A 20,066-nucleotide genomic window follows, 5' to 3' on the forward strand; every position below is an offset into this window, starting at 1 on the left:
ACTATTTTGTCAGGTGCGGATCTATGAGATTGTCGAAATTTAGTTAAGATTTTTTCAGGGATCCGCACCCTACGACTTGTGTATTTTTGCACTCATCTACTTAAGCAAATAATACCCGATCTGCCGTCAAAATCAATTCGGGAAAAGTAGGTGAAACAATTTGTTCGTTACCTCTAAATTTAGCCCGCTGATATTTCCCTTCAGCATTTAGCGAAAACACAAATACTGTGGGAATTTTCGGGTTTCCCAAATACTCTCTTTTCCCAATTGCCAAATAATCCACAATCCAGTATTCAGCAATGCCCAAACGTTCGTATTCATCTAGCTTGTCAACATAATCATCTTCCCAATTAGTTGATACTACCTCGACAGCTAACTGAATCGGCGATTCGAGTGCGGTATAGGATTTGCGTTCGGCACGCCACAAAGTGCGATCGATGATGCTGACATCAGGAACTCTTCCTGGCTCTATACCTTCTTTTGTGGTAGTTTTAATCGTGATACCTCGCTTGACTACATAGTTGAGTTTTAGCCGATGGCACTCTTGATAAAACTGTCTCTCTGCAAATTCAGCAACATCATCGTGATTTCTGGTAGTTGCCATTTTGACAATCTCTCCGTTCACCAATTCATAAGCACCATCTTCACGGCAAATTTCAATAAATTCGTTAAAACTTACTTTTTGTAGGGTGGTTGCAATCATTTTATGATTCCTCGACTCGATATTGAATCGTTTTTATCTAATTGATTACCAGGCTCTGCTCGGATGAAGTAGTATAACCGTAGGGTGCGTCAGGGGGAAATCCTTGAGTAAGTGGTTAAAACATTCAGCCCTGACGCACCTTACAATCACTATTTTATCAGGTGCGGATCTATGAGATTGTCGATATGCAAGTTGGGAATTTTTCAGGGATCCGCACCCTACAATCACTACTTTTAGGCTTGATATTTTTTGAGGGTTGCGACTTTTTCGGGGAAGATTTCGATCGCCATTTTGTCATCATACCTAGTTGCGAGCGATCGCCTCACTTCGCCCAAAAACAGCGGCTGAGACAAGCCTGGTTCGGGATGTACTATTGTCCGAACCCGAATAGTCATATAGTCTCTGCCGCGTCCAGAGCGCCCTGGAGAGTACAAATCCGCAGCCACTTGTCGCATGGTTGCTTCTAACTCGGATTCCGTGATCGAAGGCGGAACGGTAACTACTGTTTGAGCGCCGCCAGTATCGTAAACTAAAGAATAGCGAACTGCACCGGGAATTTCGGTGCGGGAAAACAGTCCTAAACCGAGACCGAATATACTCGCAGCAATGACGGCCATAAAGCTGCTCACTCCTACCAATCGGAAGCGAAAACCCCATGTGAAAATAAATGCTACGATCGTTAAAAGAAACAATGCTGCTGTTAGAATTCCCGCCCATTGGGCGTACATTAAAAGGTTAGAATTTACGTTCATTTGTCAATTTAGTAATTGGGTAATTTGGTCAGTAGTCAGTAGTCATTGGTCAGAAGTACGAGCCTAAGAACTCGCGAACCTTATCGGTGGTCATTAGTCATCGATTGTATCTAAGGGTGTAACTACGAAATTATACTATAGTTCGGATTCCCGAAAAACACGGAACCCAGCAGCATAATCGGACTAAATTATTATTCATATTTAACAAGATTTTATATAACTCCTAACTAATGATTAATGATTATTCTTCGGAAGCGGAGACAGAACTAATGACTAATGACTAATGACTAATGCCCCATGTCCCATGCCCCATGCCCCATGCCCCATTAACCTTTTCGGGCCACAAGCAGATAAGTCATCATATCGCCTTTTCCTTTCACCGAAATCACGCCCCGCTCCTCAAAAACATATTTATTCCGCAGGCGCTCGTAGGTAGCAACTGTCACCTGAATGGCGCCGGGGATGCCTTGAGATTCCATGCGGGAAGCTGTGTTTACGGTGTCTCCCCACAAATCGTAAGTAAATTTTTTAGTACCGATTACCCCAGCTTCCACCGGGCCCGTGTGGATGCCGATGCGGATGCTGAGCGGCTGACCTCCCTTGGTGCGGATCTTGGCCATTGCTGCTACAATTTCGATCGCCATTTCTGCAATGCTTTCGGCGTGGTTGTCGCTGGGCTTTGGCAAACCGCCAACCACCATATAAGCATCGCCGATCGTCTTAATTTTCTCAAGTCCGTAGCGATCGGCCAACTCGTCAAAAGCTGAAAAAATCTCGTTGAGCAATTCCACCAACTCCGCTGGCGACAAATGAGCCGAAAGCTTGGTAAAACCGACCAAATCCGCAAACATCACTGTGACTTCAGCGAAACTGTCGGCGATCGTATTTTCCCCTTCTTTAAGGCGTTGGGCGATCGGGCCTGGTAAAATATTTAACAGCAAACGCTCTGACTTTTCCTTTTCCAGGGCCAACTCGCGTAAATAAGTTTGTTCCTTATCCCGCAGCCGCTTCTTTTCCAGACAAGCACTAATCCGAGCCTTGAGCAATACTGGATTGAAAGGTTTAGAAAGATAATCCTCCGCCCCCAACTCAATACAGCGGACAATACTGTCGATATCATCCACCGCCGAAATCATAATCACTGGGATGTAGCGTAACTTCTCGTCCGCCTTCAGATGTTCGAGAACCTGATAGCCGTTCATTTGCGGCATCATAATGTCCAGGAGCACCAAATCAAAAGGCTCGCTACGCATCAGTGCCAAAGCTTGGAGACCATCTTCAGCAACAGTCACCGCGTGGCCTTGACGCTGAAGTCGGCGAGCCAGCAAATCGCGGTTTACCTCGTTATCGTCAACAACCAGGACGCTGCCCTCGTCAGTTTTCATTGCGTGGCCTCTTTCAGAAGCGTTTCGATCTTACTCAAAAGTCGGGGAAATTCCACCGGTTTGGTGTCATAATCGTCGCAGCCGGCGGCCAAACACTTTTCACGATCGCCCGCCATAGCGTTAGCCGTCAGCGCAATCACCGGAATCATTTTAGTTTCGGGATCTGCTTTAATTTGCTGGGTTGCTCGCCATCCGTCGAGCACCGGCAGGCTCATATCCATCAAAATCAAATCCGGGACTTTTGTCTTCGCCATCGATACCCCCTCAGCGCCATCAACAGCGATCAACACCTCGTGCCCTTTCCGGGCCAGACGCCTCGAAAGCATATCCCTGTTCATTTCGTTATCTTCAACCAACAGGATTTTAGCCATTGGTGTTCTCCTTTGCCAGCAAACGCTCGGATTTTTTCTGTTCCTCGGTGAACTTTTGCAAATCAACTTGCTCTCGATCCTGGATTCGTTTCTTTGCCAAACAAGTACCGATCCGAGTCGCTCGCAGCACCAGGTTAACTTGAAACCTGTTTTCGGCAACACTCACCACACGGCATTGACGCTGAATTCGGCGAGCCAGCAAGTCGAGGTTCAGCTCTTTGTCGTTAACAACCAGCACGCTGCCATCGTCACCTTTCATGTTATTGCCTCTTTCAGAAGCATTTCAATCTTACCCAGAAGTCGGGGAAACTCGACTGGTTTGGTGTCGTAGTCATCGCAGCCGGCGGCCAGACACTTTTCACGATCGCCCGCCATTGCGTGAGCTGTCAGGGCAATCACCGGAATCGTTTTAGTTGCGGGAGCCGCCTTAATTTGCTGGGTTGCTTGCCACCCGTCTAGCACTGGCAGACTCATATCCATCAGAATCAAATCCGGTACTTTGTCGAGGGCCATAGACACACCCTCAGCACCGTCCACAGCAATAAAGACCTCGTGTCCCTTGCGGGCCAGACGCCTCGAAAGCATATCCCTGTTCATTTCGTTATCTTCGACCAACAGGATTTTAGCCATTGGTGTTCTCCTTGCCTTTCGAGTCGTACCTGCGATCGAGCCTGTCATTCACTATAGAACGAACATCGCGCAGCAAAGTATCGCAACTGTAGACTCCTTTTTGTAATACTCGATCGACATAGCCGTTGAGTTGCTGACTTTCGGCAGGAGTCAGGTCTTTGGCGGTAATTACGACGATCGGTATAGGATCTCCAGAATGCGACTTGCGAAGTTCGGCGATCAACTCAAAACCATCCATTTCTGGCAGCATCAAATCCAGAAATATCGGGTTCGGGCGAGTAACTTCTAGCTGTTCGAGAGCAGCGGGCGCGCTGTCAGCTTCCGCCATTGACCAGCCTTTTTTTTGTAATATGCGCCGCAGTATTTTGCGCGTAGCATCTTTCATTTAATAGCCTCTCTCAGAAGCATTTCAATCTTACTCAAAAGTCGGGGCAACTCGATCGGGTTGGTCTCATACTCGTTACAACCAGCCACCAAACACTTTTCACGATCGCCTGCCATTGCGTGACGATTCAAGGCAATCACCGGAATTGTTTTAGTTTCTGGAGCCGCCTTAATTTGCTGGGTTGCTTGCCAGCCGTCGAGCACTGGCAGACTCATATCCATCAGAATTAAATCCGGTACTTTGTCAAGGGCCATCGACACCCCCTCTGCACCGTCCACAGCAATAAAGACCTCGTGTCCCTTGCGGGCCAGACGCCTCGAAAGCATATCGCTGTACATTTCGTTATCTTCGACCAACAGGATTTTAGCCATTGGTGTTCTCCTTGCCATTCGAGTCGTACCTGCGATCGAGCCTGTCATTCACTATAGAACGAACATCGCGCAGCAAAGTATCGCAACTGTAGACTCCCTTTTGTAACACCCGATCGACATAGCCGTTGAGTTGCTGACTTTCGGCGGTCGTCAGGTCTTTAGCGGTAATTACGACGATCGGTATAGGATCTCCAGAATGCGACTTGCGAAGTTCGGCGATCAACTCAAAACCATCCATTTCTGGCAGCATCAAATCCAGCAAGATCAGGTGCGGGCGATCGACTGCTAGCTGTTCGAGAGCAGTGCGTCCGCTGTCAGCTTCCGCCACAGCCCAGCCTTGTTTTTCTAGTATGCGCCGCAGTATTTTGCGGGTGGCATAGTCATCTTCCACAACTAATATCTGACATGGCAAACTGTGAGCCGCAACGCCGTCTTGGTCGCGTCGGTACTTATTCAACAAAGCAACCAGCCGTTTGCCGTCCACTGGTTTGGTGAGATAGTCCGAAGCGCCCAATGCAAAGCCGAGGCTTTTGTTGCCCACAAAGGATAGCAGGATTACGGGAATTTCGGCAAGGTCTGGATCTGCCTTCAGGGCGGAAAGCACCGCCCAGCCGTCCATTCCTGGCATGATCACGTCGAGGGTAATGGCGTCTGGCCGCAGTTGCTTTGCGAGCCTGAGGGCTTCCTCGCCACTGCCTGCGACTTCTATGTGCAGTCCCTGGCGAGCGAGGGCACGCTCGATCAAATCCTGGGAGATGGGGTCATCGTCAACTACCAGCACCGTGCCGACAGCAGGTGCGTCCGCAGTCCTAGTGCTGTCGCCGACTTTGTTGGGGATTTCCGGTTGTTTGATGGCGCTGGGCAAGAGTACGGTGAAAGTAGTCCCTGCACCCAACGTGCTGCTTGCCTCAATGCTGCCGCCCATCATCTGACAGAAGCGCTGGCTGATAGCTAGTCCCAAACCGGTGCCGCCATACTGCTTAGTAGTCGAGGCGTCAGCTTGGGTAAAAGGTTGGAAAACTCGCTGCAATTGCTCTTGTGTCATGCCGATGCCGGTGTCGGTGACGCGGAAACTTAAAAATTCGGAGTTGGAAATTAAAATTTGGGCAGATTCCTCTTGATTTTTCATTCTTAATTGTTCATTTGTAATTCTTTCAACTCCGATCGCAATTTTTCCATTTTTGGTGAACTTGGCAGCGTTGCTGAGTAGGTTCAGCAGCACTTGCCGGACTTTGGTCATATCGGCGTGCATGGTATCGAGATTGTCTGGACAGTAGACTTCTACCGTGTTGCCGTTTTTTTCTACCAGCGGCCTCGCCGTCTCGACAGCGCTTTCAATCAAGGCATGAATGTCGAAGTTTTCTAAGTAGAGATCCATGCGACCTGCTTCAATTTTAGAGATATCTAGGATGTCATCGATCATCGATAACAGGTGTTTGCCTGCGCCGCGGATTTTTTCGAGGTCTGGGACGAAGGTTTCATCGCCGGAGTCTTCGGCTTCTTCTTGGAGCATTTCGCTGTAGCCGATGATCGCATTCAGGGGCGTGCGCAGTTCGTGGCTCATGTTGGCGAGAAATGTACTTTTTGCCCTGTTGGCGGATTCTGCTGCTTCTAGGGCCGACTGCATGACGGATTCTGCAAGTTTGCGATGGGTGATGTCGGTGACTGTGCCTTCGTAGTACAAAACGCTGCCGTTTTCGTCGCAGATGCTGCGGGCGTTTTCGGAAATCCAGATCGTGCTGCCGTCTCGGCGGTATATTTGGGATTCAAATTTTGACACTTGACGGCGCGCGGCCAATTGCGCCACAAATTCGGCGCGTCGGTTGGGGTCAATGTAAAGTTGGCTGTTGAGGTTTGGGAGTTCGGCGATCAGTTGAGCGACTGTTTCGTAGCCGTAAATCCCGGCTAGTGCGGGGTTGGCGCTGAGGTAGCGCCCCTCTGGGGTGGTCTGGAATATGCCTTCGACTGCGTTTTCAAAGATGCTGCGGTATTTAGTTTCGGCTTGTCTGACGGCGAATTCTGCCCGCTGGCGTTCTAGGGCATGGGCGAGCATTTCTCCTACCATTTTGAGAGGAGCGGATATTTCGGTCGATCGAGCGGTTGCCGGTTTGAAGCTCTCGAATCCCAGAAATCCTACTAGATTTTTACTGTAAATTAGGGGAATAATTATGAGCGATCGCAGATTTTTTTGAGGTTTTTTTAATTTGGTTTTTGGGGAATGTGCGATCGCACCTGTTGAGGCGGTTGCTGTTTGGGATGGCGAGTTTGTCAGGAATTCTGCTGAATTTTGGCCTGTCAACCGGGCAATTTCGGCTTGGGTTCCGGGCGGGAGTTCTCGGATTTCTCTGATGTGCAGGCATTCGGCGCGATCGAGCTTTTCTGCAATCCAAGGGATTTGGGCGATGTCTATTTGTTGGTCGGGGCTATCTTTAATTTGGGCCCTAATCCCTTCTGCGCACCACTCGTAGGTTTGGTCGGCGCTAGTTTTGTCGCAAGATAACAAGTATATGTAACTGCGGTCAAAGCCGCTGAACGTGGCGATTGCTTCGAGAGTGCGATCGATGCCTTTGTCTATTTCCGATCCGGGCTGGCAGATCAAATCGGTTGACAAACTAACTATCAACCGATCGAATTCTAATCGATTCTGCAAAGATTGTGCTACTTTTTGGCGATCGGTAACGTCTCGAAAGCTCCATATTCTGGCAACTGTGTTTGCTCCCACTTTTGATGGCAGTGAATTTAATTCGATAACTCTTCCGTCTTTTAATTCTAATAATTCGCTGATTTTCGCATCTGGCTCTGCCGACAATTTCATCGCGTGTTGGAGAAATCCTTGGGGGTCTTTTAATTGTTCCCTGGCGAAGGGGAATGCTGTGGCGATGGTTTTTTCGATCTGGCTTGTGGACGATCGGCTCAACTTTCCTGCTGCTTCAGACAAACCCCACATCTCGACAAATCTCTGATTATAATGGCATACATTGCCGTTGCTGTCAACCGCGAGAATTCCAGCATCTGTAGATTCTAGAACTGCTTGCAGCATCGAGAGCGATCGCTGGTGTTCTCCCTGCTCAAAAAACACCAAGACTGATATTTCGCCGCCCTCAACTGCGGGATTGAAAAAATAGGAAACTGGTAAAATTTTGCCGTCGCGACATAGAAACTCGTCGTCCCAATTGCTGCAAGGTTGACGGTCGGCGATCGCCTGTTGTAAAGATAGTGTAGGTGCGATCGCCTCCTCTTCATTTTTGCTGTTTTTTTGTTTCCGAGCCTTCAAAACTGGGGATTTCTTGCCTTGCTGCTGTTGGGGGGAAATGTGCTCTAGCAGCGAAAGGCCTGCAAGTTCCGACTCTCGCCAGCCCAGCAAGCGTTCGGCTTCTGGATTCACTGAGATGACAAACCCGTTGCCGTCTAGGATACACAATCCCGCGCCTAAAGTGTTGACCTGCGATCGCAGGCGATCGAACTCTGAAGATGTTGAAGAGTCTTGAGGGGACTGGGGCGAGGATGCCAAATCCTGTAGCGCCACAGGTTCGTGGTGACTCAGAGTGCTGTTGTCATAGCTACAACTTACCTGCTCTAAGAATAGCTGCCACTGCTCGGCAGTGGGAGGGGTAGACTCGCCGGCTAAACCGAGCTGTTCGAGTTGGCGCTGGAGGTGGGGATGCATAATTTCTGGCGCTTTGTAGGCAACTTTCTACAGTATATCTTTTTAATTAATAGTATTTATACGCAGCTATACAGTTAGTGTAAAGGTACGCGATCGAACTCGATCGCAGGTTTTATCCAGAAGCCGATCTGTCATCTGCGAGCTCCAAAATCTTTTAAACTGCGCTAATTATATTTAGTATCAAAAAATTTTAGATTTTCAACAAACCCCGGCTCTAAATGTCGGTCACCAACTCAAAAATGGTATCATCTTATCAAGTGAACTTACTCTCAAAAACTCGGTTTCTGCCAAAACTCGCTTTTTGACGGCTCGACTCAGGTGAAGAAACCGGGTTTCGGGATCGAGAGCGTGTCAGTCTTGACAAAATTCTGGGACGGTTTTAGCCCGGTTTTGACTGTTGCTCGCCGGATGAGTCCTCTTGGTTGATGAAGCTGGGCGATCGACACTCAGCATGAGAGTACCTGCTTGATTGTTATACCAATTTGAATAATCAATGCAACAATATTCGTCGTAGGGTGTGGATCCATCGATAGTATCCCAAAAAGACGGAAAATCAGCTATGGCGACGCACCATCGACAATATTTGAGTAAACGATCTCAACGAAGAACATTGTAGCAAGGATTTTTTAAATTGGTATTACATATCGGTCGAGTGCGATCGCACTGATTTAATTTTTTTAACTTATTTAACTTATACCAATTATCAAAATTTCTGCAACTGTTGCATAATTTTTGATAATTGGCATGAGGTGCGGATCTGTTAAATTGTCCGTTTTTATTCAGAGATTGTTGATGGATCCACACCCTACGACTACTGTTGCAATAATTCTAATAATTGGTATAAATTAAACGAATTGACTTCTCTCGCGACGATAACTAAAGCCTTCTTAATTCTGACTTTTATTTGATAAAATTTGCAGCCGCCGACAACTCGCAAAAATTATTATTTATCTGAGTTTTCCAGGAAGAACGAAGTTTCGTAGAGAATAGCTGGCAGCCGAATTGTAAAAGTAGAACCTTTCTCCAACTCGCTGAATGCGGTAATCTCTCCGCCCATCATTTCGCAGAATTTCTTAGTAATCGTCAGCCCCAAACCAGTGCCGCCGTACTTCTTAGTAGTTGAGGAATCGGCTTGAGTGAAAGGATCGAAGATTCTGGCTAACTGTTCGGGACTCATGCCAATACCGGTATCTTTGACGGTAAAAACGATCCAATATTGAGGAGAAGACAAGGAAGACGAGCTATTTTCAGCTTGGCCAGATCCTCTATAGGCTCCAAGTTTTTTGCGTCTCTTGGCAGCCTCGGCGGGGGTTTCGAGGCAGCGGGTAACGGCGAAAGTAATCGCGCCTGAGCAAGTAAACTTCAAGGCATTGCTGAGGAGGTTGAGCAGGGACTGGCGGAGTTTAGTTAAGTCGCTCTGCATCGAGCCAATATCCTCAGGGCATTGTATTTCTAAGATATTGCTATTTTTGTCTGCCATGGGGGCGATCGTGCCGACTACTTGCTCAACCAGATTTAATATGGTGAAGGTTTCGATGTGCAAGTCGATGCGGCCTGCTTCAATTTTAGAGAAGTCGAGAATATCTTGAATTAGCGCTAGTAAGTGCTGGCCGGCCGTGTTAATTCTCTGGAGGTCGTCTATAAACTCTTCAGCACCGAGGTCTCGGGCGTCTTCTTGGAGGATCTCGCTGTAGCCGATGATGGCGTTGAGGGGGGTTCTGAGTTCGTGACTCATGTTGGCGAGAAAAATGGTTTTCGATCGATTTGCAGATTCGGCGGCTAATGCGGCGCGGCGGAATTCTTCGGCACGCAAGCGTTCGGTGATGTCGCTGGTCATGATTAAAACGCACTGACTGCTGCCGAGGTCGATGAGTTCCACAGACAGCAGCCAGTCGCGTATTTCACCGGCTTTGGTGCGAATTTTGATTTCTTGGTTGCCGATCGAATTTTGTGCTTGCAAAATCTGGGCGAGCCGCCGCCCGTCTTCGGAATTGACCCACATTCGTAACTCGCTGGCGGTGCGGCCGATAAATTCGTCCCGCAGCCAGCCTAGGGAGCGCAAAAAGCTGTCGTTGGCATCGAGGAAGCGTGCGTCGGTGAGGGTGCAGATGCTGATGCCAACTGGGGAGGCGTGAAAGGCCTTGGAAAATCTTTCTTCAGAAGAACGCAGGGCGGCTTCTGCCCGCTTTCTGTCTGTGATGTCTTGGACGGTGCTGGTGATGTAGAGAGAGTTGATGGCGGCTTGTTCGCAGACTGTGCGGTTGCTGCCGTCGCGGAGTAGGAGCCTGTAGTCGATGCTGTAAGGCTGTTGCTGAAATAAAGCGGCTTCGATCGAGGTTTTGACTAATTTTCTGTCTTCGGGGTGCACGTATTGCAAGAATGCTTCGAGGCTGGGTTCAAAAGTTCCGGGCCGCTCTCCCAGGATGCGATAAATTTCCTCTGACCAGCGCAATTGCTTGGTGTTGCGGTCTAAGTCCCAGTTGCCTAGCTGGGCGATGCGCTGGGCGTTGGCGAGGCTGGCTTCGCTGGCGCGCAGGGAGGCTTCTGCTTGGTGGCGTTCGGAGACGGTGGCGGCTAAGACTAAGCCGGTGACGGCGATGACGGCGATGAAGGCTTGCAGGGATAACAGTGCTTGGGGGATGCTGCTGGCGTGTTTGAGAAAGGGGCCGCTTTGACGGGCGATGCCCCAGATGGCGAAGCCGCAGAGGAGGAAGTTGGAGAGGGCTGTGTAGCGCTGGCCGAATCGAAAGGCAGCCCAAACTACTAGGGGAAATGGTAAGTATTCGAGGGGATAGCGGGCGTAGGCGGCGCGGGTGCGGGAGCAGAAGACGAGCCAGCCGATTGCTAGCAGCAGCACCAGCCAAATCGCTCGTTCGGCAATCTGTCCTTTATTCCTTCTGACGGATGGCAATGTGCGCCAGGTCAGCAGCAGCGGGGCGACGAGCAAAATTCCCATGGCGTCTCCCACCCACCAAGTCCCCCAAATCGTGCCAAAATTGCTCCAGCTAGATAAACCACTCAGGCACACGACGATGCTGCCGATGGTGGAGTTGATCAGGGTAGATGCGAAGGCTGCTAGTCCGACTATTCCTAAAACGTCTTTGAGCCGATCGAGTCCGGCGCTAAAGTTAATGCGCTGTAGCAGATAAGTTCCCGTCCACGCTTGCAGGGTTCTGGCCGCCGCCGAGATCAATGCCGTGGCGATGTTGGCCGACGGTGTGCTGATGCTGAACAGGAAGCCTCCGATCGCAATTCCGGGCCACAGTTGCCGCCCAAACAGCAGCAGGGCGACTTGGGCAATTCCTGCTGCGGGCCACATGGGGTAAATTTCTGAACTGAGGGTGAGGGTGGAAATTGCGAATTGGGAAGCCGCATAGTAGATCAGGGCGATCGCGCCTACTGCGAGGAAGTACCGCCTGGAATGTCCTTTGATGGCGTTAAGGAACTTTGTCTGCATTGTCTTTTGGGGAAAAGGTGGACGGTTGTTGGGATCTCATTAGGTGGCACGGGACGGGCACAGGGTAGGGAAAATGTTTCTATTAGGTGATCGTAGGTCATGGGTGGTATGTAGGGGGAGAACCTGTTGAGATAACTTTTTGTGGCGCCGTTGAGGGAGCGGTTTTTTGGCGCTGCGATCGCCGAAGCGCCTAAATTTCGAGAGTATCCCTTTTTTGCCAATATATCTGTGATGGCTAAGCATTCTGTCTGTTAATTTTGGGTTTTTGTTAAAGATTTATGACCGAGCGACAGCGGGCGTCTTTTCGTGTCTGGCGATCGCAACTCAATTCACCCTCACATCAGGCACCCCGATCGATAATACCTAAGAAACCGATAACACCCACGCAACATCTCAGCTTTCAGGTAAGTGCGGGGCAATAAACTCGATTTCTGATTGTAAGTGCAGGCGGGAATTATTTTCATAATATTTTCAACCAATTAATCGAGGCTTCAAGTCTGTCGTCGAATATAGTAGACTTGAATTGCATAAGTCTTTGATGGATACAGAAACCGCAGATATCAGGCAGATAAACACAGATAAACGCAGATGATTTCAGGGTATTTTTCGATTTTTGCAAGAGGTATAGTGCCAGCGGAGAATTTACAGCAAAAAATCTTCTCTATTTCCCTTTGATTGTAATAGAGCGATGCTCAAATTTCGTGAAGTAATCGCCATTTGTCTTACCAATGACGAATGACTAACGATCGGGTTCGCAAGCGGGGACAGCACTTCTGACCAATGCCCCATGCCCCATGCCCCATGCCCAATGCCCTATGCCCCATGCCCCATGCCCCATGCCCCATGCCCAATGCCCAATGCCCAATGCCCAATGCCCAATGCCCAATGCCCAATGCCCAATGCCCCATGCCCTATGCTCCATGCCCTATGCCCCATGCCCCATGCCCCATGCCCAATGCCCCATGCCCCATGCCCAATGCCCCATGCCCAATGCCCCATGCCCAATGCCCAATGCCCAATGCCCCATGCCCCATGCCCAATGCCCCATGCCCCATGCCCAATGCCCCATGCCCCATGCCCAATCTATACCTTACTTGACTGCAATATCTAAGGTTAATGTCAAACGGTCTTGAGCTTCTTTAAGAGCGTCTTGGGGGTTGCGGCCGAGAAGAGTTGCTTCTATGGCACGGCCAAGGTTTTCTGACAGGCGAGAGTAACCAGAGATAATTGGGCGCGATCGGGCTGAGTTCATTTGTTCTAAAAATACTCGCAAAACAGGGTTTTTTTCCACAAAACTTTGATAAGTTGGGCTCTGTCTCGATTTTAAGTTAATTGGCAAGTAACCTGTGCCCAATGCCCATGCTGTTTGGAATTCTTCACCAAGAACGTATTCTAAGAATTCTAGGGCTGCTTTTTCGCGTTCTGGCGAGGTTTTCATTAAAAATAGGTTTTCACCCCCAACAACGGCTGCGGGGCGTTTGAGGGCGGGTATAGGCATCACTGCGTAGTCGATCGCGCTTTGCTGCAATTGTGCCAGAGTCCACGGCCCGGTGATTTGCATTGCAACTTTGCCAGCGATGAAGTTGTCAAGTTCGTAACCGCGCTCCGGTGCTGATAGTATTCCTGAACCTTCCGTTAACAAGTCGCTCCACAATTCCAAGGCTGCGAGAGAACCCGGATTGTCTATTTGGGGTACAGGAGTTTGAGATGCTTCTCTCACGAGTTCGCCGCCTGCGCTGAACATGAACGGGAGCCAGGTGAATACTGTCCATTCTCCTTTGCCTAGGGGGAGGACTATGCCGTGTTGATCTGTGCGTCCGTCTCCGTTGGTGTCTCGTGTGAGCGATCGGGCTGTTTGCTTTAATTGCGCCCAATTCTGCGGCACTTCTTTGATTCCTGCTGCTGCAAACAAGCTGGGACGGTAAAATATGCCTGTGTTGTTAGTGCCTAGGGGAATTGACCAGATGTGTCCGCCGAGTTCCATTGACTCGAACAATGACGGATCAATTTCGGCTTTAATGGGGGATTTGTCGAGCCAGTTTTCTAGCGGTTTAATTGCTTCCATTGCTACTAATTTTCCGGCTATTATGGGGCCGTTCCACAACAAATCTGGTGGTGCATTTCCTACTATTGAGGTGAGGATCTTTGGCATTTGTTGGTCTGGCTGACCGATGTAAATTGGTTCTACTTGGATGTGGGGATGGGTTTGGTTGAATTTGTCCGTGAGAGTTTTAAATACATCGCGATTGGGCGGGGGATTGATGCCGTGCCACAGTGTTAGTTTGATTCGATCGCTATTTTTGGGAATGTTTTGACAGCCGCTTAATATTAGCAGATTTAAGGTAAGTAAAATGCAGGCCGCTAGTTTTAGTTGCCGTTTAATTGCTTTGGATAATTTGGAGAAAATCATTTTTCAGTTGTATTCAGGGAAGAAGATTTTTTTAACCGCCGATGAATGCGGATGGACGCGGATGGTTAGAGGTTGGTGAAATGGGTTGAATCTAAGAAGTCTGGGGGTAGCTGATTTGTCTTTCCTTCGGAGGTGTTTTGGAACAAAACTGTGAAAGCTCCGGCTCCTAGTCTATCTTGCGGCCACATCCGATAGCAAGGAATTTCTGTCAGGTGCGATCGCTATTTTGCTAAATGAGGCACTTCGACTGGCTCGAATGCGGTAATTTGGTTAATAGCCATTGGCTGACTTGTTCGTTATGAATATATTTTTCTGGTAGTGCGGTATCTGTCCATAAGCTGCGACTGTGTGGCTGCCGCATATTCGAGGGTTTTTCCATGTTTTGGGAGATCTGGGCTGAGAATTAAATAACTTACAATTTGATAATTCTTGTGGGATGGGCGGGGGATCCCATCCCACAAACTTGTGTAAATTATTTAATTCGCGATCCTATGATAAAATCGACATTAGCAGTAAAATTGGTGAGTCAGATGACAACTTTTAGTGTAGAACAGTTAGATTTAACTTTGGAAGAATGGATGCAAAATCCTCCTGACGGGACTGAGTGGGCGGACGGTAAAGTTATAGTCAAACATCCTGTAGAATTTGTCAATGGAGAAGTAGTAGGGAAACCGGGAATGACTGCAAAGACTCGCCGCATTCAAGCTAGACTGGTACGATATTGGGGCATTTACATGGATTCAAGCGCTCGAGGGGGCGAGGTGTATGTGGAAGTCACTTGTCAAACTATGAAAAAAGGGCGAATACCCGATGTATCTTATATTACTCCTGAACTGTTGGCGCAAGTTGGAGAGTTTTCTGTTTTGCCGCAGAGTTTTCCGCTGCTAGCTGAGATTGTTTCGCCTAACGATTTTGCTGATGATGTTTTTGCGAAGGCACAGGAGTATTTAGAGTCTGGTTGTTTGGAAGTTTGGCTGCTATTTCCAAAGAGTAGTTGGGTGTTAGTAATTACTCAAGGTGAGGCAGTTTTATTTAAGTCTGGTGAGGTGGCGAAAACTCAGCTTGTGTTGGCCGGTTTTAGCGTGGCGGTGGATGAGTTAATGGCGTAATTTTGTTATTATTATAAAAACTAACTAAAAATCGATGAAAATTGTTTTTTTTGGCACTCCTGACTTTGCTGTTCCTACTTTATCCAGTTTGCTGAGTCACCCTGATTTTGAGGTGGTGGGTGTTGTGACTCAGCCGGATAAGCGCCGGGGAAGGGGGAATAAATTGATGCCTTCACCTGTAAAAGATGTGGCTTTAAATCACAGTCTTCCGGTTTTGCAGCCGCGCCGAATTAAGAAGGATGCGGAAACGCTTGCTAAGTTGCGGGAAGCGGAGGCTGATGTGTTTGTGGTGGTGGCTTACGGCCAGATTCTTTCTCAGGAAATTCTGGATATTCCTAGTTTGGCTTGCGTGAATGTTCACGGTTCAATTTTGCCGAAATATCGCGGGGCGGCGCCGATTCAGCGGTGTCTTTTTAATGGGGAAAAGGCTACTGGAATTACTACTATGCTGATGGATGCTGGTATGGATACTGGGGCGATGCTTTTGAAGGCTTTTGCGGGAATTACGCTGTTGGATAATGCTGATTCTTTGGGCGATAGGTTGGCGGAACTTGGGGCGGATTTGTTGGTGGAAACTTTGATTAAGTTGAGGGATGGGGATGTTAAACCTGTTGTTCAGCATGATGATGAGGCGACTTATGCGCCGATGATTAAGGGTGAGGATTTTGTGCTGGATTGGTCGAAAAGTGCGATCGCCCTTCACAATCAAGTTAGGGGTTTTTTCCCGGATTGCACTACGACTTTTCGCGGTAATTCCCTGAAAGTAATCGCAACTGTGCCGGTGGGGCCGGAATATTGGCTGCAATTACCAGCGGAGTTGAGGGTTTTGGAACGGGAATGGCCTGTTTTGGAGCAGTTGTCGGGCGCAAATGGCGAGGTTGTGAAGGTTGTGAAGGGCTTGGGCGCGATCGTCCAAACTGGCGATGGTTTGCTATTATTGCGGGAGGTGCAGTTGGCTGGGAAAAAAGTTCAGTCTGGGATGGATTTTGCGAATGGGACTCGGTTGGCGGCGGGTGAGGTTTTTGGGAGTTAAATTGTAGGTTTAGGTTGTGGGTTTGGGGCGGCCAAGATGCCCACCCCACAAGATTATAAAACCGGGCGGTTTCAACCACTATCTTATCTAAAATTCGACTAAAACTTCTTCTTCAACTCCCAATAAATCCCGTGCGGCTTCTAGCATACTCTCAGTAATATCTTTCAAATCTTCGCGACTTGCTAAATAAGTTTTCAAAGCATCTAAAGGTTCTATACTGTTATTAGCATTGAGTTCCGGCAACCTCGGCCTTGCTAGCTGACTGACTAATTCCGGCTGAATTGTGTAGCTGTGCGCTTCGCCCAGCAGTGCGTGCAATTCTGCGTTATCAATTAAGTCTAATTGTTCCGATCGCAATTGGTAGATCAATCTCACCACTGCATCTTGGATTTCCTTCTTCCCAATGGCTTTCACCAAGTCGGCTTGCGGACTCTCCGATTCAGATACGTTCACCTTAATCGTCTGAAATACTCGCACGGGTAAGGCGCAAAATTCCCACTCTGCTTTTCCGCGTTCTAAATTAACTAACACAAAACCTTTATCTTCTTTCTCTTCGCTAAAGTCAACTCGTTCGATGCTTCCGGGATAAATTACGGGCGGATTGTTGTTGGCGTTGAGATTTTGGTGTTTGTGGACGTGACCGAGGGCAACGTAGTCGAAACAAGGGCGTGTTAGCATGGCAACGGGTATGTTGAATCCTTTACCGACTGCTAAAAAACGCTCTGCACCCAAGCTTGCTTTATCTGCCATTAAGTGCGCTAATAGTACGGTGGGGATGTTTGGATCGAGGCGGCGGATTTCTCCTTCCATGGCGATCGTCAGTTTTTCGGTTAATAATTGGTTAACATCGCCCATAGAAAGGCTTTCAGTCTCGGATCGCGTCATTAAGGTCGATCGCGTCAACCAAGGTAGCGTAACCACCTGTACGGACCCGCTGCGGGTGTGTATGAGGTGAGTTTCCAGGCGATCGCCTACAATAAACTTAGGTATTCCCAAAGTCCGGTAAATTCCCAAACTCGCGCCGCCTTGTCCTTGCGAATGTTGGTCGTGATTTCCTACTAGCAAAACCGTCGGAATTTGCGCCTCCACCAAGCGGCTAAATTGGTGCGCGAAAGCCTCTTTTACAAACGGTGGCGGCGTTGAATCCGGGAAAGCATCCCCGCCGAATATGACTAAATCTACGGGTTCTGAAATTGCTCTCTCCATACATTTACTTAGCGTCGCCGCGAAGTCTTCCAGCCGCGTATTTAAACCAGTTTCTGGATTAACGCGGCCGTGGGAAAAGCCGCTTCCCATGTGAATGTCTGAAAGGTGTAAGATTTTAATCATTGTTTTTTAGTTTGTGACTTCTCATTTAGGTTTGTAGTGAGGACTTCAGTCCTTCTTTCACTTCCGAGGAAAAACTAAAGTCCTCACTACGAACCTGGTTTTTCGTAAGGACTTCAGTCCTCTATTTACCAGGTATTTTATGTGTTTCTAGGTACTAATTCGACGCTGCGCCGGTGGGGATTGATGCGTTTCTCGATCGCAAATATTGCCTTTTCTTCCTCTAAGCCGATTTCGTTAAACTCTGTAAACAAACATTCTAACTCAATTTTGGCGATCGCAGTTTCCAGCCACTTATCAAACGAATCGCATTCAATACTTCTCAAAGGTTCGCCTTTGCACTCGAAACTGATAATTTGTCCAGGAATACCGCCGAAACAGCCTTTTGTATCCACAACCCGCAGCCACAAATCATCTATTTTCATAAACGGAATCCATGCTTCATGCCAATATTCTCCGGGCTGCCATTTTTGAAAATTAACTTGACTCTGGGCGTCCCAAAATTTTTTCTCCTTAGCAATAGATGCTAAAGATAAAATACTCCTACCGTGTTCAAAAGGCAACAGCCACTCATTTTCTGAACTCTCATAAGCCGAACCGTTATACCAGCGATAAAAATCATAAAATGTTTCGGGAAGCGATTGTTGGTGACGATTTTTAAATAAGTCGATTTCCGTTTCGATTGCACCGGAATTTAGCAAGTTTAGCGCGTCGGGACAGCAGCGTTTTAAGGTTTGTGTAAAGGTACGAACCAGAGGATTTCGTGGCTGAAAGAGTTGTTTCATAGATTATAATCTAATGCCGGGGACTTTTTGGTAAATTTGGGCGATCGGGCAGCGAAAATCTATACTCGTCAACTCTAACTCATCTCCTTGTCGGTAAATCTGAGAAACCCAATTTACCTCAGCATTGAGTCGAAAACATTCAATTTTGATTTCCGATTGATTGATGAGTACGTATTCCTGCAAACTCGATGCAGTTTGGTAGTCGGCAAATTTATCACCTCTGTCAAAACTTGGTTTGTAGTGAGGACTTTAGTCCGCATAGATGGGAGGACTTCAATCCTGACTACAAACGATTTAACAAAATTCCAGGAATCGGGCGTGCCACAGTTTGCCACTTTCTGTCAATCCCTGCGATCGCACTTTGATTTTGACTCCGCGAGGGTTAGCTTCGTACAGTCGGGCAATTTCCTGCATTTCCCCGCTGCTAAAGCCCGTTCCCACTGTTCCGACCGGCACTAATTTGCCCGCGATTTCTTGCGCAACTTCGATCGCACTAAACGGCCTCCCCGCAACTTTTGTCGGAGTCAACCCGACAATAAATAAGTCGTATTCCTGACAGTATTTAGTCCTGACTATCGGCAATTTCTTAACATCTTTACCGCCGACATAGCGGCAGTTGTGTAAAACCCAAACTTCGCCTTCTCTATTTTCAGCTTCCTGCTGTTGGGCCAGCAACAATTTTTCGGCAGTGGTGCGAGATGTCGGTACAATTTCAAATTCCGCAGATAAACTTAGCAGCATTTCGCCAACTTCAACCCCGGCGGCAATTCTTGCTGATTCGGCGGTTGCGGTAAGGTCATTTCCCTTGAAAAACAAAGCTTTAAAAATGGCATAAACTGCGGTGGGCTGGGTTGTGGGAAAGCCGCTTTCAATATTAACTGTAGCAGCTTGCGCGCCCGTGCGGTGTTCGCTGCCCGTACAGCTTTTGTAATACAGTTCGCCGTCTAAGACAAAGATGCCAATTTTAGCTGCTGTGTCAGTTAAAGTGCGATCGATCGCACTTGATGCTTGTTGCCGCAGGTTAGTCGATCGCGATTGGTAGTATACTCGATCTGGCGTCGCCACGACCACAACTCGATTGCCGTCCCGTTTTGGTTGTCCCCAATACTCGGGATTTTTGATGTAATAAGAACGTTCGCTGGGCGCGTCCACCGGTTGCATCGTCACAATCCTTCCCGGCTGCAAGTGCGGAGGTAATTCGGGAACAATCGGATTGTTGACAGTCTCTATTTTGGCAGCGGCTGTTGATTTTGCAGCAGGAGCAGGATTGGTGGTAGAGTTGTTGGGAGTGCTTTTAGTCGGCTTTTCTCCGGTTTCCAATTCAAACGCTCTTTTCCAAAAGCCGATCGCAATTTCCGGGTATCCTTCCGACTCAGCGCAGAGTGCAAAACTAATAACTTTTGCCGTACCAATTCCGCGCCCGTAATCAGCTAAATACTGCACGGCGCCCGCTTCACCCATTAAGTGTAATCCCCGCGTGACGATGCGATTGTTCCAGCGTTCTCGAATATCGGCGCTAATTTTTTTGGCTGCTTTTCGCTTGGCTTCTGCGTATTCGGTAAACTCCATACAGCCTCCTTTTTGTAGGGCTACTTTTACACTATACTCAAGCTTGATTCATTAGTCAAGCAAGGACAAAACCAGGATTTACGCATCAAGCCCAAGAAACCGGGTTTTTCCAC

General features: G+C 48.2%; 17 protein-coding genes and 1 pseudogene. 2 read left to right on the forward strand and 16 right to left on the reverse strand.

Annotated elements, in window-relative coordinates; translation table 11 throughout:
• Positions 1–100: 100 nt before the first annotated feature.
• The 12 genes from QUB64_RS02310 to QUB64_RS02365 form a co-directional block, all read right to left on the reverse strand.
• Positions 101–703 (reverse strand): Uma2 family endonuclease, encoded by a 603-nt coding sequence (locus QUB64_RS02310; RefSeq protein ID WP_333266089.1) that lies wholly within the window; start codon positions 701–703, stop codon positions 101–103.
• A gap of 233 nt (positions 704–936) precedes the next feature.
• Positions 937–1,455: a Ycf51 family protein gene (locus QUB64_RS02315; RefSeq protein WP_333266091.1), complete on the reverse strand. Its 519-nt coding sequence runs from the start codon at positions 1,453–1,455 to the stop codon at positions 937–939.
• Between the two features lie 326 nt (positions 1,456–1,781).
• Positions 1,782–2,840 (reverse strand): adenylate/guanylate cyclase domain-containing protein, encoded by a 1,059-nt coding sequence (locus tag QUB64_RS02320; protein ID WP_333266093.1) that lies wholly within the window; start codon positions 2,838–2,840, stop codon positions 1,782–1,784.
• Entirely contained in the window at positions 2,837–3,211 is a 375-nt protein-coding gene (locus tag QUB64_RS02325) for a response regulator (protein ID WP_333266095.1), read from the reverse strand. The genes QUB64_RS02320 and QUB64_RS02325 overlap by 4 nt, the downstream gene beginning before the upstream one ends.
• Positions 3,204–3,470: a hypothetical protein gene (locus tag QUB64_RS02330; protein ID WP_333266098.1), complete on the reverse strand. Its 267-nt coding sequence runs from the start codon at positions 3,468–3,470 to the stop codon at positions 3,204–3,206. The genes QUB64_RS02325 and QUB64_RS02330 overlap by 8 nt, the downstream gene beginning before the upstream one ends.
• Positions 3,467–3,841 carry a response regulator gene (locus QUB64_RS02335; protein ID WP_333266100.1) on the reverse strand — a complete coding sequence of 125 codons (375 nt, stop codon included), beginning with the start codon at positions 3,839–3,841 and terminating at the stop codon, positions 3,467–3,469. The genes QUB64_RS02330 and QUB64_RS02335 overlap by 4 nt, the downstream gene beginning before the upstream one ends.
• A complete protein-coding gene (locus QUB64_RS02340) occupies positions 3,834–4,226 on the reverse strand; it encodes a response regulator (protein ID WP_333266102.1) in 393 nt (130 codons plus the stop codon). The genes QUB64_RS02335 and QUB64_RS02340 overlap by 8 nt, the downstream gene beginning before the upstream one ends.
• Entirely contained in the window at positions 4,223–4,597 is a 375-nt protein-coding gene (locus tag QUB64_RS02345) for a response regulator (protein ID WP_333266104.1), read from the reverse strand. Before QUB64_RS02345 ends, QUB64_RS02340 begins: the two co-directional genes overlap by 4 nt.
• On the reverse strand, positions 4,590–8,264 hold the full coding sequence (locus QUB64_RS02350; RefSeq protein ID WP_333266106.1) for a response regulator: 3,675 nt from the start codon (positions 8,262–8,264) through the stop codon (positions 4,590–4,592). The genes QUB64_RS02345 and QUB64_RS02350 overlap by 8 nt, the downstream gene beginning before the upstream one ends.
• A 943-nt stretch (positions 8,265–9,207) precedes the next feature.
• A complete protein-coding gene (locus QUB64_RS02355; RefSeq protein WP_333266108.1) occupies positions 9,208–11,721 on the reverse strand; it encodes a sensor histidine kinase in 2,514 nt (837 codons plus the stop codon).
• Between the two features lie 813 nt (positions 11,722–12,534).
• On the reverse strand, positions 12,535–12,720 hold the full coding sequence (locus QUB64_RS02360; protein ID WP_333266110.1) for a hypothetical protein: 186 nt from the start codon (positions 12,718–12,720) through the stop codon (positions 12,535–12,537).
• Between the two features lie 91 nt (positions 12,721–12,811).
• Positions 12,812–14,131, reverse strand: a complete 1,320-nt coding sequence (locus QUB64_RS02365; protein WP_333266112.1) for an ABC transporter substrate-binding protein — start codon at positions 14,129–14,131, stop codon at positions 12,812–12,814.
• A 491-nt stretch (positions 14,132–14,622) separates the two neighbouring features.
• Here QUB64_RS02365 and QUB64_RS02370 point away from each other — a divergent pair, with 491 nt between their 5' ends.
• Both QUB64_RS02370 and fmt read left to right on the forward strand, forming a co-directional pair.
• Complete coding sequence (locus tag QUB64_RS02370; RefSeq protein ID WP_333266114.1) at positions 14,623–15,240, forward strand: Uma2 family endonuclease; 618 nt, start codon at positions 14,623–14,625, stop codon at positions 15,238–15,240.
• A 34-nt stretch (positions 15,241–15,274) separates the two neighbouring features.
• Complete coding sequence (gene fmt / locus QUB64_RS02375; RefSeq protein ID WP_333266116.1) at positions 15,275–16,273, forward strand: methionyl-tRNA formyltransferase; 999 nt, start codon at positions 15,275–15,277, stop codon at positions 16,271–16,273.
• An 87-nt stretch (positions 16,274–16,360) separates the two neighbouring features.
• Here the strand turns inward: fmt and QUB64_RS02380 are convergent, their stop codons facing one another.
• The 4 genes and pseudogenes from QUB64_RS02380 to QUB64_RS02395 all read right to left on the reverse strand — a co-directional run bounded on the left by QUB64_RS02380 (position 16,361) and on the right by QUB64_RS02395 (position 19,953).
• Positions 16,361–17,602, reverse strand: a complete 1,242-nt coding sequence (locus tag QUB64_RS02380; RefSeq protein ID WP_333266118.1) for an exonuclease SbcCD subunit D — start codon at positions 17,600–17,602, stop codon at positions 16,361–16,363.
• Between the two features lie 137 nt (positions 17,603–17,739).
• Complete coding sequence (locus QUB64_RS02385) at positions 17,740–18,384, reverse strand: SMI1/KNR4 family protein (protein WP_333266121.1); 645 nt, start codon at positions 18,382–18,384, stop codon at positions 17,740–17,742.
• Positions 18,385–18,387: 3 nt separating this feature from the next.
• A pseudogene (locus tag QUB64_RS02390) lies at positions 18,388–18,603 on the reverse strand (Uma2 family endonuclease); the annotation flags it as partial.
• Between the two features lie 75 nt (positions 18,604–18,678).
• Positions 18,679–19,953, reverse strand: coding sequence for an ATP-dependent DNA ligase (locus tag QUB64_RS02395; protein WP_333266126.1), 1,275 nt, complete (start codon positions 19,951–19,953; stop codon positions 18,679–18,681).
• Positions 19,954–20,066 lie beyond the last annotated feature (113 nt).

The organism is Microcoleus sp. Aus8_D2 (assembly GCF_036702665.1).
Lineage (GTDB): Bacteria > Cyanobacteriota > Cyanobacteriia > Cyanobacteriales > Microcoleaceae > Microcoleus.

Bases quoted from the DNA above. Each gene is read 5' to 3' on its own strand.
- QUB64_RS02310 (WP_333266089.1), bottom strand. From the start codon at position 703: ATGATTGCAACCACCCTACAAAAAGTAAGTTTTAACGAATTTATTGAA.
- QUB64_RS02315 (WP_333266091.1), bottom strand. From the start codon at position 1,455: ATGAACGTAAATTCTAACCTTTTAATGTACGCCCAATGGGCGGGAATT.
- QUB64_RS02320 (WP_333266093.1), bottom strand. From the start codon at position 2,840: ATGAAAACTGACGAGGGCAGCGTCCTGGTTGTTGACGATAACGAGGTA.
- QUB64_RS02325 (WP_333266095.1), bottom strand. From the start codon at position 3,211: ATGGCTAAAATCCTGTTGGTTGAAGATAACGAAATGAACAGGGATATG.
- QUB64_RS02330 (WP_333266098.1), bottom strand. From the start codon at position 3,470: ATGAAAGGTGACGATGGCAGCGTGCTGGTTGTTAACGACAAAGAGCTG.
- QUB64_RS02335 (WP_333266100.1), bottom strand. From the start codon at position 3,841: ATGGCTAAAATCCTGTTGGTCGAAGATAACGAAATGAACAGGGATATG.
- QUB64_RS02340 (WP_333266102.1), bottom strand. From the start codon at position 4,226: ATGAAAGATGCTACGCGCAAAATACTGCGGCGCATATTACAAAAAAAA.
- QUB64_RS02345 (WP_333266104.1), bottom strand. From the start codon at position 4,597: ATGGCTAAAATCCTGTTGGTCGAAGATAACGAAATGTACAGCGATATG.
- QUB64_RS02350 (WP_333266106.1), bottom strand. From the start codon at position 8,264: ATGCATCCCCACCTCCAGCGCCAACTCGAACAGCTCGGTTTAGCCGGC.
- QUB64_RS02355 (WP_333266108.1), bottom strand. From the start codon at position 11,721: ATGCAGACAAAGTTCCTTAACGCCATCAAAGGACATTCCAGGCGGTAC.
- QUB64_RS02360 (WP_333266110.1), bottom strand. From the start codon at position 12,720: ATGGGGCATTGGGCATGGGGCATTGGGCATGGGGCATGGGGCATTGGG.
- QUB64_RS02365 (WP_333266112.1), bottom strand. From the start codon at position 14,131: ATGATTTTCTCCAAATTATCCAAAGCAATTAAACGGCAACTAAAACTA.
- QUB64_RS02370 (WP_333266114.1), top strand. From the start codon at position 14,623: ATGATAAAATCGACATTAGCAGTAAAATTGGTGAGTCAGATGACAACT.
- fmt (WP_333266116.1), top strand. From the start codon at position 15,275: ATGAAAATTGTTTTTTTTGGCACTCCTGACTTTGCTGTTCCTACTTTA.
- QUB64_RS02380 (WP_333266118.1), bottom strand. From the start codon at position 17,602: ATGATTAAAATCTTACACCTTTCAGACATTCACATGGGAAGCGGCTTT.
- QUB64_RS02385 (WP_333266121.1), bottom strand. From the start codon at position 18,384: ATGAAACAACTCTTTCAGCCACGAAATCCTCTGGTTCGTACCTTTACA.
- QUB64_RS02395 (WP_333266126.1), bottom strand. From the start codon at position 19,953: ATGGAGTTTACCGAATACGCAGAAGCCAAGCGAAAAGCAGCCAAAAAA.